Genomic DNA, 14,050 nt, shown 5'->3' with positions numbered 1-14,050 from the left:
TAGCCCTAAATGGTTTCCAAGAAAGCCTCAATCCTGGTTTGTAGCTGGCCTGCATCCTCGCCGGCGTAGTCGGTCGTAATGTGCATAAACGGAATGCCGGCCTCCTCGGCGGCCTTCTCCACGGCAAACGACTCCATCTCGTAGAGCGTGCAGAACTGCAGGGCCACGTCGACGATGCCGTCGGCATGCAGGTCCTTGGCCATCTGGACAATGTCCTTCATACGCTGGTCGTTGGGTGTAAAGACAGCGCAGTTGATCTTAAAGTAGCGCTCGGCGATGGCGTCGAGCATCTCGTCGACCGTCTCGCCGGACTCGTCGACCAGATCCTTGTAGTAGCGCGAGCCCGTGCAGGACTCCTCGCCTACCACAACGCCGCCGGCCTTCTCGATGAGGTTGAACAGCTTCCAGTTGGGCACGGCCATGGGCGTACCGGTGTACAGGATGCGCTTGGTCCCCTTGGGCGCCACGCCCTCGCCGGCCTCGACACGCTGCTCGCACTCGGCGGCCATCTCGTTGATGGCTCCGGTCAGACGCGGCGTGTCGTCCATAAAGGCGGCCTGAACGGTCAGCAGGCTGTCGAGACCGCTGATGGGCGCCGGATCGGCAGCGCGCGTGGCAGCCAGACGCTGCAGGGCGCGACGCTTCTCGTTGACGGCGTGGATGGCAGCCTTCAGGCGCTCGGGCGTAATCTTGACGCCGCACTCTTCCTCGATCTTGGCGGCGAGCTTCTTGACCTCGGCCTTCCAGGTCACGAGCGTCGACTCGTCGTGTACGTTGGGAATATCCATGACGTACATGTTCTTTTGCGTGGCAAAGAACTCGTAAGCTTTCTTCTTGCCATCGCAGGTGTTCTCGCCTACCACCAGGTCACTCGACTCAATGTAGGGGCAGACCTCGCCCAGCTTAAAGCCGGCAAAGCTCTTGATAAGCGGGCAGGTGTTGCGCGGCAGGTGCTCCTCGACCTTATCGGTTGCCCAATCGGCACCCGAGCACAGGCCCACGGGGATGCCGTCACAGGCAAGTACGATCTCCTCGGGCACGTACACACAGAACGAACCGACGATCTTGGTGGCCTCGCCGGCCTCCTTCTTGTCGAGCATCTCCTTAATACGGCCGCTGTGGATGTTGGTGGCGACAAAATCCAGGTAGGACGTGGACTTGGGGCGATTGTTCTGCGTCAGGAACATATCGCCGTACATCTGGCCCACGGCGCCCAGCAGCATGTCGTGATCGGCAAGATTCATGCCGAGGCTCTCCCACATCGGATGGAAATCGAATTCTTCAGCCATGACGGTTCCCCTCTCGAACCAAATACGGATAACTACGGTATTGCTGCACGGTGGGTGGCGAAAACCCAGCCGCGCCTAAACCAGGAATTTTAGGGAACCTGCTTTGCGGTCGATTATTTAGTTGTGCGTCGTCTCTCCCGGAGCCGTGAACATACCTGCTCATATGCGGCTCCGAGCCATATACAGGGCGCGCGCGGCAACGCGGCGAATGTATGTCGTCTGCGGCATGTGCGCACCCTCCTTTACAAGTTGAGGTCAACTATATCAACGTTTATCGACCATGCGAACACCGTTGACATTCGTACGACAGAGGCACCCGTTGCCTTTTAATAAATTATTATCTTGCTTGATAATTAATTACCATTCTACATTCGGCGAACGGTAGGGAACGAAACTGCGGGCTGCCGAAAAACCTCGACGGCCCGCCCTCTACCCTACCGACGAACCAGATGAATCCTGCTCGCATCAAAATGCATGCGCAAGGTCTCCCCCGCCTGCGGCAACTCTTCTACAGGCACGCCCACCTTGTTGACCTTCCACTGCAGACGCGTGGGCGCATCGACGCGCAGCACGTCCAACAGCACCAGCCGCTCAAAGCGCGAATCGCTCACACGGGCCACGTGCAAATCGTAGCTGTTACGGCCCCGCTCCGCGCGATTGTCAACATGGAAGTAGCTCGCACGAATACCGAGGTACGCCACGTCATCTCGAACCTCACGGCCCACATTAAAGGTCATGCCCCAGTCGAGGGCCTCAACTTCTTCGTCGCCGATCTTGCGCGCGCGGCTCGTATTCTTGCAGCCCGTCAGGCGCAGTGCCGCCAGCGTCTGCGGACGACGGACCACGTCCTCGATGGAGCCGATCTCCTCAACATGCCCGTCGTGCATCACGCAGATGCGCTGACACAGGCGGCACGCTTCGTCGATGTCGTGGCTCACGTAGAGCACGGTACGGTTGCAGACGTCGAACAGGTCGAGCATGTTTTGCTCAAGCGCGCTCTTGAGATACGCGTCGAGTGCGCTCATGGGCTCGTCGAACATAAAGATGCCCGGATGCGCCGCCACCATGCGGGCAAGCGCCACGCGTTGCTGCTGACCGCCCGAGAGTCGCGCGGGATAGCGGTCGGCGAAATCGGCTAGACCGAAAATGCTCAGATAGCGCTCGGCGAGCTTTTTGCGCGCGGCGGCGTCGCCCGCATCCTTTACACCGGCGCATACGTTATCGGCCACCGTCATGTTGGGGAAAAGCTGATAGTTTTGGAACAGCAGGGCGCATTTTCGCTCCTGGGGCGACAGATTGATGCCCGCCGCCGAGTCAAAAAAGGTCACGCCGTTGACGACGATCTTGCCCTCGTCGGGCGTCTCCACGCCGGCAATGCAGCGCAGCGTGCAGCTCTTGCCACATCCGGAGGCACCGAGCAAGGCCACGCGCTCCTCGCCGGCCTCAAGCTGCATGTCGAGCACAAACCCGGGATAACGTTTCTTAATATCCAGAACGAGCGACATGGCCTATCGACCTCCCTGTAATGCGGCATCATCGCGCATGAGCTCGGCCAGTGCCTCGCGATCGATACGCAAGGCATCACCGCCCGCCGGGTCGAGTGAATCGCCCTGTCCGGCGAGATCTTTGGCCTGCTTACGTTCCGCACGGGAAAGGCCCCGCTCGCGGTATTTTTGCGAATGCGCCGTGTACATGTTGATGAACAGGATGACTAGGAAGCTGAACGCTATTACGACCACGACCCAAAAGAGGGCCACCGACGTATTGCCGCCCATCCATTCAAAGTAAATCGCAATGGGAATGGTCTGCGTAATACCGGCATAGTTGCCCGCAAAGAACAGGGTGCAGCCAAACTCGCCCATGGCGCGGGCAAAGGCGAGCACCGTGCCGGCGGCAATCGAGGGCCAGCCAAGCGGCATCATAAGCTTGGCAAAGATGCGACGCTCGGACCATCCCAGGGTTCGCGCGGCGTCAAGCATCTGCGTATCGAGGCTCTCAAAGGCGCCGAGCGCCGTACGGTAGACCAGGGGGAACGATACCACCACGGCAGAGATCACCGCCGCCGGCCACGTAAAGACAATCGAGATGCCGTGCGCAATCAGCCACCGACCGACCCCGGTCGATCGACCAAATAGCATAAGCAGCAAAAAGCCACACACCGTAGGCGGCAGCACCATGGGGATGGTAAAGACCGAGTCGAGCAAGCCCTTGACGCGGCTCGAGGTACCCATAGTCTTCCACGCGGCGAACAGGCCCAGCGCAAAGGAGATCAGCAGGGCAAGGCCGCTCGTTTTAATGGAAACCCAAAACGGTCGGTAGTCGATGCCGCCCAATAAGGAAGCCAGAGAGGTCAAGGGCCCCTGCTCATCCCGCAACACGACAGACGACGCTTCTACCATTTGAGCGCTATCAAGCCAACGCGCGCCGCCCTTGGCATCACCCGAGGCTGATGCAATCACCACATAGCGGTCCCCATCCGCACCGCGCTCGTCAAAGCCATAGGTATACCCGCCGGCATCAAACGTTGTTTCCGCCGTAACATACCAAGGAAGATCCACGTCCCCTAGCTGCGCACCTCCCATGCAGTTTGCGCTGTCGAGCTCACAGACGAGGGCCTTGAGACCCGATACGCACTCGTTGTCCTGGGGATCCAATCCATATTTCTCGACCGCCTTGGGCGATATCCACACCACAACGCGATCAGCAGCAGGCGCCACTACAAGGTCCACGTCCTCGTCAACGGGAAACCGGTAGCCCTCAGGCTGGCCCTCCATCGCACGAGCGGTCCCCTTGGCCAACCGCTCAAAACCCTCGATCCCATAGGAAAGCCCATGAGCGGTCGCAGCAGCCTGGGCCCCGTCCTCAGCGTCCCCAGCAAACGCAAATCCCGGCACCCAGCAAAGCGCGAAGGTCAAAGCACAGGCGACAAGCATGCGGAATCTATTAAGCACGAAAAGCTCCAAGCGAATACAAGGACGGAGTAAAACACAAAACGATGGAATTATCGCGCCAAGCCGCACTACGCGGAAAGCTCAAAGCCGTACTTAGCCCAAATCTTCTGAGCCTTCTTGTTGGACAGGCAAAAGTCGATGAACGCCTCGGCTTCGTCGGCATGCTCGGAGCTCTCGGCAACGGCACCCGGGTACACGATGGGCTTGTGCGAATCCTCGGGGCACACGAAGGCCTCCTCGATGCCGTCGTAGCGGAAGATATCGGAGCTGTAGACAAAACCGGCTACGCAGTCGCCCGTAGAGACATAGGCGGCGGCGGTGCCCACCTTATCGGCCAGTGCGACCTTGTCGGCGATCTCGGGAGCATACTCGCCGTCGTCGCCCTCGGTACCGGTATAGAGCCCCACGGAAGCCAGCGCCTGGTTGGCGTACTTGCCGGCAGGGACGGTCTTGGCGTCGCCAATGGCGATCTTGCCGTCCAGATTCGCGACGTCGGCGATGGCCTCGACCTTGGTGTCGGAGCCCTCGGCGCGAATGATCACGAGGTCGTTGACGAACATGTCCTCACGCGTATCGACGTCGACGAGCTCGGCGGCTTCGGCGTCGTCCATGGTGCCCTTGGAGGCTGTGATGAGCACGTCGACAGCGGCACCGGCGCGCATCTGCTCGACAAGGTCGCCGGAGGCCTTAAACTGCGTGTCTGCAAACGTGGTGCCGGTCTGCTCTGTGTAGAGCTCCTGAACCTCGGGCAGAGCCTTCTCGAGCGAGTTGGCGGCAAAGACCTGCAGCTCGACAGCCTTCTTGGAAGATGCCTTAGCAGAACCGGCATCGGATCCGGCCGGCTCGGACGTCTTGCTGCCCGAGCAGCCAGCAAGATCAAGGCCGGCAGCGGCGACAGCAGAAAGCGAGACGAATCCGCGGCGAGAAACCATATCGAACATATTCAACCCTTTCGGACCTTGTGCCCGGGTACCCCACCGCGGGCTTTAATCTGCAATCAGATTATACTTTTGCGCGAATAATGTTAGTGAGAAATTATTCTCGCCTGAGAATATAGTTTCGAGTTACCGTACACCTCGGCGTCGATTCGGCGGAAAACAAAAGCGGAGCGACCGATAAGGTCGCCCCACCGCAGGAAAATAGCTTAGTTGGTATGTCCGCCGCCCGCTGTCATCTGAGCCGCGTGCTCCAGCTGGTCCGCTATGGCCTCCCAGCTTTCGCGGGCGGCCTTCGTGGAACCGGGAAAGTTTACGACAAGTGTATGACCTCGTTGCATGCAAATAGCACGCGAGAGCATAGCGCGGCGCGTCTTGGTCATCGAGTACGCACGAATTGCCTCTGCAATACCCGGCACATCGCGGTCGCAGACGGCACGCGTCGCCTCGGGCGTCACATCGCGCATCGAAAGCCCCGTGCCGCCGCAGGTGAGCACGACATTGGCGTGGCACTCATCGGCGGCTTCCACAATGGCATCACCAATCTCGCTGACGTCATCGCGCACGGCCACATGTGAGGCGACCGTCCAGCCCTGCGCCTCGATAAGTTCCTCGAGCGCAGCTCCAGCCTCGTCCTGGGCAAGATCGCGCGTATCCGAGCACGTCACAATCGAAATCTTCAGCTCCATAGCATTCCTCCTATAGCACCGTGCCCTCAGGCAGGTCGACACGCACGACATCCACGACGTCGCCTGCCTTGAGCTCACACGGCCCTTCGTCAATACGCAGCAGACAGTTGGCACGCTGCATCGTGCCGAGCAGCGCCGAATTCTGCGTCTTGGCCTCGGTCACCAGCAGCTCATCGGTCTCGGGGTCGCGCAAAACCGTGGCGCGATCGAAGAAGCGTCGGTCCTGGCGCTTTTTCACACCGTGCGTGAGCGTCGCCTGCTGCACGGGACGCGCGCCCTCGGCAAAGCCGCGCATCTTACGAATCGCCGGGCGGGCGAGCATCTCGAAGCCCACATACGCCGCGGCCGGATTGCCTGAAAGCCCCAGGTAAGGCTTACCCCCGAGCAAGCCAAACGTAATGGCCTTGCCGGGACGCATCGAGATCCGATCGAACAGAACCTCGCCCTCGCGCTTGACCAGCGCCGTCACATAGTCGTAATCGCCCGCCGAGGCGCCACCGCTCGTAATGACAAAATCGCACTCCTGCACGGCACGATGTACGAGCTCGGCAATCGCCTGTTCATCATCGGGAGCGATGCCGTAGAACACGGGCTCGGCTCCTGCTTCGAGCGCCTCGGCCATCAGCGCCGAGGAGTTGGAATCGCGAATCTGACCGCGTGCCGGTACCCTACTCGGTGCGACCAGTTCCGTGCCCAGCGAGATGATGCCCACGCGCGGGGCAGCGTGCACCTTCACGCTCGCGTATCCGGCGCTTGCCAGCAAGCCGGCGCCGGCCGGAGCCACGACCTCGCCGGCGTGCATCACAACATCGCCGGCATGGGCCTCCTCGGCAGCCGAGCGAACGTTCTCCCCTACCTTGGCAGGCGCCGAGAAGCGAACGGGCGAGCCCTCGTTGCCATCGCCGTCAAGCACGTCGACGATCTCATATTTCACTACGGCGTCAGCACCCTCGGGCACCGGCGCGCCCGTCATGATGCGGACGGTCTCGCCCGTGCCGACCACGCCCCCAAAGACATGGCCCGCTGCCTCGTGTCCGATAACGTCGAGCGTCACCTGTGCCTCGTCAGATGCCTGCGCCAAGTCCGCCGAGCGCACGGCATATCCGTCCATAGCGCTGTTGGCAAACGGCGAGATGTCGATATCGGCCACCGCGTCCTCGGCCAAGGGAAGACCGGCGGCCTGCCACACGGGAATCTCGACGAGATCGGTCGGAGCAACGTGCGACAGAACGATCGACTGCGCGTCCTCCAGCGGAATGAGTTTCTCTGCCATATGCACCTCTTTAATGCCACGGCGCACAACAGGGACGCCGATTCTTTATGCTTGTCTCAGTATAATCCCCCGACGCGCGACCGCGATTTGGCCTGTACCCGCAAATACACCTGTCGGCCGCAAGCCGCGAAACAGAATGGAAACCAACCCACCGGCTCGTCGCGCTTGCCGCGTTTTATAATGCTTGCGTTGCAACCTAAAAGAGGAATATATGGCTCATAACAACAAACCCGAAAGCGCAAACGAAGCGCAGGATCATTCCCAGCCGCTCGACGATGGCGGCTTTTTCTCCCTTAGCGACGTCATCATGGCCGGCAGGCGTCAACTCACCCGCTCCGAGCAGCTCTTGGCCGCCGACACACGCCGCAACGCCCGCAACCTGTTTGCAAGCGCCAAACTGCTCGCGCTCGTCGTCATCGTCTCGCTCGCCATGGGTGTTGCCGCTTGGGCATTTTTGGCCTCGCTGAATATCGCGACCGATTATCGCGAGCACCACGTGTGGATTTACGTGTTGCTTCCCGTTGTGGGCGTTGCCACCGCATGGGTGTACAAAAACCATGGCCTTGCCGCCAAACGAGGTAACAACCTGGTCATCGACTCCGCCCTGGGCACACGCCTTATCCATATGCGCATGGCCGTCCTCACCTTCGTCTGCTCCACGCTCACGCACCTAACGGGCGGATCGGCCGGCCGCGAGGGCGCCGCGGTGCAGATTGGCGGCACCATCGCCAGCAACATCTCGAGCCTCGCCCACCTCAAAAAGCATGACCACCACGACCTCATGCTCGCCGGCATCTCGTCGGCCTTTGGCGCCGTATTCGGTTCGCCCCTTGCCGGAGCTTTCTTTGGCATGGAGATGTGCTTTATCGGCAAGATCGACTACACCGCGGGCATCTACTGCCTGGTCGCCTCGTTTACCGGCTACTTTACGTCGCTTGCCTTGGGAACCGAGTACGAGGCGAATGTTATCGCCAGCGTTCCCAAAATGACACCACGGACGGTTGTCATCGTTGTTATCAGCGCCATTATCTTCGGTCTGACGGCACGCCTCTTTGCCTGGTCGGTTCGAACCGTCAAGAGCCTGTACGGTCGCTTTATCACCAACTACCTTGCTCGCGCACTCGTGGGCGCGCTCGTGGTGCTCGCGGCCTACGCGATGCTCGACGCCTGGAAGTATGCCGGCCTTGCCACCTGGCTCTCGGGCGCCGGGTTCGCCGGTAACACGACCCTTGCCGACGCAGCCATCAAGCTCGTGGTGACGGCGCTCACCCTGGGTGCCGGCTTCCAAGGCGGCGAGGTCACGCCCCTGTTTGGTATCGGTGCGGCGCTCGGCGGCTGGATCGGTTGCCTCGTCGGAATCGACCCCAGCTTTCTGGCAGCGCTGGGTATGCTCGGCGTGTTCTGCGCCGGCCTCAACGTGCCCATCACCACCTGCATGATGGCCATCGATCTGTTCCACGGCACGGCCGCCGGGTTCTTTGTCATCGTGGCCTTTATCAGCTATCTCGTCGGCGGCCACCGCGGCGTGTACCCCGCCCAGCGCATTATCTCACCCAAGCGTCGTTCGCTTATTGTGGATGAGGGCGGTACGGTAGCGGATGCTATCGAGCGCCACAACGACCTGATAGAGTAGACGTAAGTATTCGCCGTGCAGCCACAATCGGGGGCAATTCGACCTGAGCGCGACCGCACCGTCACGTCATACGCCGGGAGTCGCCCCATGCACGTAACTGATTTTGGTCGCACGCTCATCATCGCCAACCCCGCCGCCCAGTCGGGTGCGGCGCGCGAGGTCGCTGAGCGCCTGCAGCGCTTTTTGGACATGACCGCGCGCGCATCCCAGTTTGACCTGGTGCTGACCGAGCGCATGGGACATGCCAAGGAACTTGCCGCACGGGCCCAGGGCTACCGCACGGTTATCGCACTCGGCGGCGACGGCGTGATCCACGAGGTCGTCAATGGCTTGATGGCGCAAGAAGAGGCGGTTCGACCGGCGCTTGCCGTCCTGCCCGTAGGCTCCGGCAATGATTTTGCCCAAACACTCGGCATCGACGATTTCTCCGGCAAGGATTTTGGCGCGCTGCTCACCTGCGAGCTGCAGCATCAGGACATCGGGCGCATTCGCTCGTGGAGCCCTGCAAGCGGCAGCGGCGAGGCTGCCGCTGAGTACTACGACCAGACGCTTTCGGTCGGCATCGATGCCGCCATCGGCCTTGGCACCACCGAGCTGCGCAAAAAGACGGGCCTCGCCGGCGCTCCGCTCTACACCCTATCGGGACTTGAGCAGTTTGGCCTGCGCTACCGCAACTATCCCATGACGGTCAGCTTTGACGGCGCGCCCGCCGAGCGCGTGCGGGCGATTATCATGGCCATCCAGCTGGGGCCCACCTATGGCTCTGGCTATCGCATCTGTCCCAACGCCGACCCGTGCGACGGCATACTCGACGTTTGCTACGCCTGCGGCCCCGTCCCCCGTGCGGTCGCCCTGCCCATGTTCCTTTCAGCCAAGGACGGCCATCATACCAAGCTGCCACCGGTTCGCATGCGCCGCTGCCGTCATGCCGAGCTCACGTTCGAGGAGCCCGACTACCCCATCCAGGCCGACGGCGAGCCCGTTGTCGCCTCGCGCATCGAGGTCGACGTCCTCGGCGGAGCCCTCCACGTCTGGCACCCCACCCACTAACCCCACCTAAGTTGCGGTGAAATAGGGACTGCCTTGCGGCTTTAGCTGCATAAACAGTCCCTATTTCACCGCAACTTAGGGGTGGCTATTCGTCGCTGCCCGGTTTGCGACGGTTGGCCTTTTTAATCGCGTTGAAGTGCTTGTCGTTGAGCCTGCGCTGGCGAGAGCGTTGAGGCACCTTGGTCTTTACGCGTCGACGCGGTGGACGCCCGCGACGCTCAAGCTCTGCCCTCAGCTTACGCAAACAGCTCGCACGATTCTGAAACTGGCTGCGGCTCTCGCGCGCCGTCACGGTAATCCCAGTGGGCCCATGCTTCATGCGCACCGCTGAATCCGTCGTGTTCACGCCCTGCCCGCCCGGACCTGTCGCGCGAAACACCTGCACCTCGCAATCGCGCGCCAACTCCTCGACCGACATCTCGGCATAGCGCGCATACTCGCGCCATCCCATCTTGTTCTCATCCATATCGACACCTCCCCTCATACAAAAAATGTGACAAAGGGACAGCCCCTTTGTCACATCGCATACCAATCGCTTGCGTTGCGAGCCTAGGCGAAGGTGATCTCGCCGTTCTCGCAGTCCATATCGGCGATACGGGCCAGGCTCTCAACGCGGAAGCCGCGCTTGCGGAGCTTATCGCCACCGCCTTGGAAGCCCTTCTCCACCGCAATGCCAATACCAGATACCTCGGCACCTGCGGCCTCGCAGATCTTGATAAGACCCTCGAGCGCGCAGCCGTTGGCCAGGAAGTCGTCGATAATCAGGACCTTGTCGCCCTCGGACAGGAAGCGCTTGCCAACGATGACCGGGTACTCCTTCTGCTTGGTAAAGGAATAGATGGTCGTGGCATACTGCTCGCCGTCGAGGTTGATGGACTGTGCCTTCTTGGCAAAGACCACCGGCACGCCGCCAAAATGCTGGGCTGCAATGCAGGCCATACCAATGCCCGAAGCCTCGATCGTCAGGATCTTGTTGATCTCGACACCCTCGAACAGACGGGCCCACTCGGCACCCATGTGGTCGAACAGCTCAACGTCGCACTGGTGGTTGAGGAAGGCATCAACCTTAAGGACGTTACCGGCCTTTACGATGCCGTCATGGCGAATACGATCCTCAAGCTCCTGCATGGCGCAACCCCTTCTCGCGGCAACGATACCGCGCGATTAATAAACGTTGTTCGATAGTCTACCACGGACCTACCCCCGCCCGCCCCACAAGCCGCATCGCACTATAAAGCTGCAAGACCAGTAGATAGGCCCGATTCGTGGCAGACAGCCTCCCAACACGCTAATGCCGGGTGCGCGTCCTCACCAAACGTACCAATGTGAGCGCAAAGCCCACGGTAGCAACGGCCATCAGCACGTAGAATACCAAACGGAAGCCAAAGAGGAACACGTCCGGACGACCCGCCACATAGCTCGTGACCGTCTTGCCCATCGCCGCGCTCGTCTGTCCATACAGGATGCGCGACGCCGCCGTAATACCCAGCGCTATGCCCGCATAGCGCGCCAAGCTGCTCAAGCTGCCCGCAAAGCCAAGCGCCTCACGCGGAGCCGAACCCATATACAGCGAATTATTGGGACTCTGGAAGATCGACGTGCCGCACGACATAAACGCGACGCAGCACACAATCATCAAGATGGAAGAGTGCTCGTCAAGCGTGCTCACCGCAAAGAGACCGCACACGTACACGCCCAGGCCAACGGCTGTGGGCGCTTCACAACCAACACGGTCGGACACCGAGCCCGAAAGCGGGCCCACAAAGGCATTCACGACCGGCATCGCCAAAAACAACAGGCCGGAGATATCGGAGCTAAAGCCGTGGGCATCCTGAAAGTAGAACGGCAGCACAAACTCGGAGGCACCGATACCCACGAACACGATAAGCATGCAAGCCAGGTTAATCGTGAAAGCCGAGCTCGCAAAGCAGCGACGCGCCGCCTCTGTCAACGGCATAGGGCGTTCGCCAGCCTCCGGCTTCACATGCGGCAGCGTATAGAGTCCCACGATAAACGAGATTACGCCAATGGGCAGATTGATAAGGAAGATGCTCTCCCAGGGAAAGCTCGCCACCAGCACGCCGCCGAGCACGGGGCCGCACATCATGCCAAGAGCCACAAAGGTCGCCAGAATGCCCATGGCACGGCCGCGCTCACGCGCCGGAAACGACTCGGTGATGATGCCCATATTGTTGGCCATCGCGGCGGCACAGCCAATGCCCTGCACGAAACGCGCCAAGATAAGCACCTCGAGCGAAGCCGAAAGCCCGCAAAGCAACGAGCCACCCGTAAAGACGATTACACCAAGCTGGAACACATTCACCTTGCCGCGCACATCGCCCAAGCGGCCAAACGGCAGCATGGCGACGCACGTCGCGAGCAGATACACCGAGCTCACGAGCTGAATGCGGTCGAGACCCACCCCCAGCTCCTTTTGCATCACTGGGAGCGCCACCGTCACGATGCTCGCATCCAGACACGCCATAAAGGTCATGACGAGCACGGTGAACAGAATCGCCCATTTATTCTTACCGTGGGTGTCGCCCTCTAGGGCAATGTGTTCGCGGCGATGCTGCTCGGCAGTTTTCTCCATGTATATCCTTTCTATCGTGCAACGCAAAAACGGGACCCCAATCGCCTACAAACGGACACGATCGGGGTCCCGCCTACGGAATCGGAACTATGAGGACGTCGTCAGCCGAAAAGCCGTCCCACGCCCCGCACGCACGCTAGCCTAGCACTGCTCGAGCGCCTGCTCAAGGTCGGCAATCAGATCGGCCGTGTCCTCGAGGCCGCACGACAGGCGCACCATGTCGGCGGAGATACCACAGGCGATGAGCTCCTCATCGTTCATCTGGCGATGCGTGGCGTTAGCAGGATGCAGGCAGCAAGTGCGGGCGTCGGCCACGTGCGTGGCGATCTGGGCGAGCTTGAGGCTCTTCATAAAGGTCTCGGCCGCTGCGCGACCACCGTTAAAGCCAAAGCTCACAACGCCGCACGTACCGTTGGGCATGTACTTCTGAGCCATGTCATAGTACTTATCGCCCTCCAGGCCCGGATAGCTCACGAAACGCACCTTGGGATGGCTCTGCAGGAACTTGGCAACGGCCAGGCCGTTCTCGCAATGACGCGGCATGCGCACATGCAGGCTCTCGAGCGAGCTGTTCAAGAAAAACGCCGCCTGCGGGTTCTGCATGGGGCCGAGGTCGCGCATGAGCTGAGCGGTTGCCTTGGTGATGAAGGCGCCCTCGCGACCGAACTTCTCGGCATAGGCCACGCCGTGGTAGCTCTCATCGGGCGTGGTGAGACCCGGAAACTTGTCCGCATGGGCCATCCAGTCAAACTGGCCGTGGTCGACGATCACGCCGCCCAGGTAGGCAGCATGTCCATCCATGTACTTGGTGGTGGAGTGTGTAACGATGTCGGCGCCCCACTCAAAGGGACGGCACATCACGGGCGTCGGGAAGGTGTTATCGACCATCAGCGGCACGCCGTGATCATGCGCGGCCTTGGCAAAGCGCTCAATATCGAGCACGGCAAGGGCGGGGTTGGCGATCGTCTCGCCAAAGACGAGCTTGGTATTGGGCTCAAAGGCCGCCTCGAGCTCCTCGTCGGTGCAATCGGGGGCAACGAACGTGCAGGTCAGACCCATACGCTCCATGGTATGAGCCAGCAGGTTGTAGGTACCGCCGTAGATAGCAGAGCTCGCGACCACATGATCGCCGGCACCGGCCACGTTAAAGATCGCGAGGAAGTTCGCGGCCATGCCCGAGCTCGTGAGCATCGCTGCGGTGCCGCCCTCCATCTCGCAGATCTTGGCGGCAACCAGATCGCACGTGGGGTTCTGCAGGCGGCTGTAGAAGTAGCCCGACTCCTCCAGGTCAAACAGCTTGCCCATGTGCTCCGACGTGTCGTACTTCCACGTGGTGGACTGGTAGATGGGCACCTGGCGCGGCTCGGCATCTCCCGGGTGATAGCCGCCCTGAACACATGTAGTACCGATGGTCTGCTCGCTCATATCTAGCTCCCTTGCCTGGGTTACGTTTTATTCGGTTCACGATACCGCTACCCCGCACCCCTCTCAACCCATCACCAAGATAGGTTATTGGACTAATTGATCAGGGGTATTTATCTCAAGCCTTAGGCATTTGCTCGATAGATAAAAATGAGGCATACATGAAGCTCTCGATGATTACATGCCCCGTCACGGGTACCATAGGCGGGTACACC

At 60.7% G+C, this 14,050-nt stretch carries 11 protein-coding genes and 1 pseudogene; 2 read left to right on the top strand and 10 right to left on the bottom strand.

The genetic code is table 11. The features are described 5' to 3' along the window. Nucleotides 1-5: 5 nt before the first annotated feature. The 6 genes from LK493_RS03625 to LK493_RS03600 form a co-directional block, all read right to left on the bottom strand. Nucleotides 6-1,289 carry a double-cubane-cluster-containing anaerobic reductase gene (locus LK493_RS03625; RefSeq protein WP_055286139.1) on the bottom strand — a complete coding sequence of 428 codons (1,284 nt, stop codon included), beginning with the start codon at nucleotides 1,287-1,289 and terminating at the stop codon, nucleotides 6-8. A gap of 434 nt (nucleotides 1,290-1,723) precedes the next feature. Further along, the gene (locus tag LK493_RS03620; protein WP_227790145.1) at nucleotides 1,724-2,794 is read right to left on the bottom strand and encodes a sulfate/molybdate ABC transporter ATP-binding protein; all 1,071 of its coding nucleotides are present in this window, start codon (nucleotides 2,792-2,794) and stop codon (nucleotides 1,724-1,726) included. Nucleotides 2,795-2,797: 3 nt separating this feature from the next. Further along, nucleotides 2,798-4,240: a molybdate ABC transporter permease subunit gene (modB, locus tag LK493_RS03615; protein WP_227790144.1), complete on the bottom strand. Its 1,443-nt coding sequence runs from the start codon at nucleotides 4,238-4,240 to the stop codon at nucleotides 2,798-2,800. A gap of 68 nt (nucleotides 4,241-4,308) precedes the next feature. Then, entirely contained in the window at nucleotides 4,309-5,181 is an 873-nt protein-coding gene (gene modA / locus LK493_RS03610) for a molybdate ABC transporter substrate-binding protein (RefSeq protein ID WP_227790143.1), read from the bottom strand. Between the two features lie 203 nt (nucleotides 5,182-5,384). Beyond that, complete coding sequence (locus LK493_RS03605; protein WP_227790142.1) at nucleotides 5,385-5,864, bottom strand: MogA/MoaB family molybdenum cofactor biosynthesis protein; 480 nt, start codon at nucleotides 5,862-5,864, stop codon at nucleotides 5,385-5,387. 10 nt (nucleotides 5,865-5,874) lie between these two features. Continuing rightward, the gene (locus LK493_RS03600; RefSeq protein ID WP_227790141.1) at nucleotides 5,875-7,137 is read right to left on the bottom strand and encodes a molybdopterin molybdotransferase MoeA; all 1,263 of its coding nucleotides are present in this window, start codon (nucleotides 7,135-7,137) and stop codon (nucleotides 5,875-5,877) included. A gap of 211 nt (nucleotides 7,138-7,348) precedes the next feature. Here LK493_RS03600 and LK493_RS03595 point away from each other — a divergent pair, with 211 nt between their 5' ends. Further along, nucleotides 7,349-8,770: a chloride channel protein gene (locus LK493_RS03595; RefSeq protein WP_227790140.1), complete on the top strand. Its 1,422-nt coding sequence runs from the start codon at nucleotides 7,349-7,351 to the stop codon at nucleotides 8,768-8,770. Between the two features lie 87 nt (nucleotides 8,771-8,857). Beyond that, nucleotides 8,858-9,820 carry a diacylglycerol/lipid kinase family protein gene (locus LK493_RS03590; protein ID WP_227790139.1) on the top strand — a complete coding sequence of 321 codons (963 nt, stop codon included), beginning with the start codon at nucleotides 8,858-8,860 and terminating at the stop codon, nucleotides 9,818-9,820. Nucleotides 9,821-9,905: 85 nt separating this feature from the next. On the opposite strand, the pseudogene LK493_RS03585 reads toward LK493_RS03590, so the two are convergent. The 4 genes and pseudogenes from LK493_RS03585 to LK493_RS03570 all read right to left on the bottom strand — a co-directional run. After that, a pseudogene (locus LK493_RS03585) lies at nucleotides 9,906-10,217 on the bottom strand (peptide chain release factor-like protein); the annotation flags it as partial. Nucleotides 10,218-10,369: 152 nt separating this feature from the next. Further along, nucleotides 10,370-10,948 carry a xanthine phosphoribosyltransferase gene (locus LK493_RS03580; protein WP_035138016.1) on the bottom strand — a complete coding sequence of 193 codons (579 nt, stop codon included), beginning with the start codon at nucleotides 10,946-10,948 and terminating at the stop codon, nucleotides 10,370-10,372. A 160-nt stretch (nucleotides 10,949-11,108) separates the two neighbouring features. After that, entirely contained in the window at nucleotides 11,109-12,413 is a 1,305-nt protein-coding gene (locus LK493_RS03575; RefSeq protein WP_227790138.1) for an MFS transporter, read from the bottom strand. Between the two features lie 141 nt (nucleotides 12,414-12,554). Next, entirely contained in the window at nucleotides 12,555-13,838 is a 1,284-nt protein-coding gene (locus LK493_RS03570; protein ID WP_227790137.1) for an O-acetylhomoserine aminocarboxypropyltransferase/cysteine synthase family protein, read from the bottom strand. Nucleotides 13,839-14,050 lie beyond the last annotated feature (212 nt).

This window comes from Collinsella aerofaciens, from assembly GCF_020709435.1.
Taxonomy (GTDB): Bacteria; Actinomycetota; Coriobacteriia; order Coriobacteriales; family Coriobacteriaceae; genus Collinsella; species Collinsella aerofaciens_AU.
The sequence above is the reverse complement of the archived record's forward strand: the minus strand, read 5'-3'. Positions and strand labels throughout refer to the sequence as shown.

Coding starts and splice junctions, on each gene's coding strand:
- LK493_RS03625 (WP_055286139.1), bottom strand. CDS start 1,289: ATGGCTGAAGAATTCGATTTCCATCCGATGTGGGAGAGCCTCGGCATG.
- LK493_RS03620 (WP_227790145.1), bottom strand. CDS start 2,794: ATGTCGCTCGTTCTGGATATTAAGAAACGTTATCCCGGGTTTGTGCTC.
- modA (WP_227790143.1), bottom strand. CDS start 5,181: ATGTTCGATATGGTTTCTCGCCGCGGATTCGTCTCGCTTTCTGCTGTC.
- LK493_RS03605 (WP_227790142.1), bottom strand. CDS start 5,864: ATGGAGCTGAAGATTTCGATTGTGACGTGCTCGGATACGCGCGATCTT.
- LK493_RS03600 (WP_227790141.1), bottom strand. CDS start 7,137: ATGGCAGAGAAACTCATTCCGCTGGAGGACGCGCAGTCGATCGTTCTG.
- LK493_RS03595 (WP_227790140.1), top strand. CDS start 7,349: ATGGCTCATAACAACAAACCCGAAAGCGCAAACGAAGCGCAGGATCAT.
- LK493_RS03590 (WP_227790139.1), top strand. CDS start 8,858: ATGCACGTAACTGATTTTGGTCGCACGCTCATCATCGCCAACCCCGCC.
- LK493_RS03580 (WP_035138016.1), bottom strand. CDS start 10,948: ATGCAGGAGCTTGAGGATCGTATTCGCCATGACGGCATCGTAAAGGCC.
- LK493_RS03575 (WP_227790138.1), bottom strand. CDS start 12,413: ATGGAGAAAACTGCCGAGCAGCATCGCCGCGAACACATTGCCCTAGAG.
- LK493_RS03570 (WP_227790137.1), bottom strand. CDS start 13,838: ATGAGCGAGCAGACCATCGGTACTACATGTGTTCAGGGCGGCTATCAC.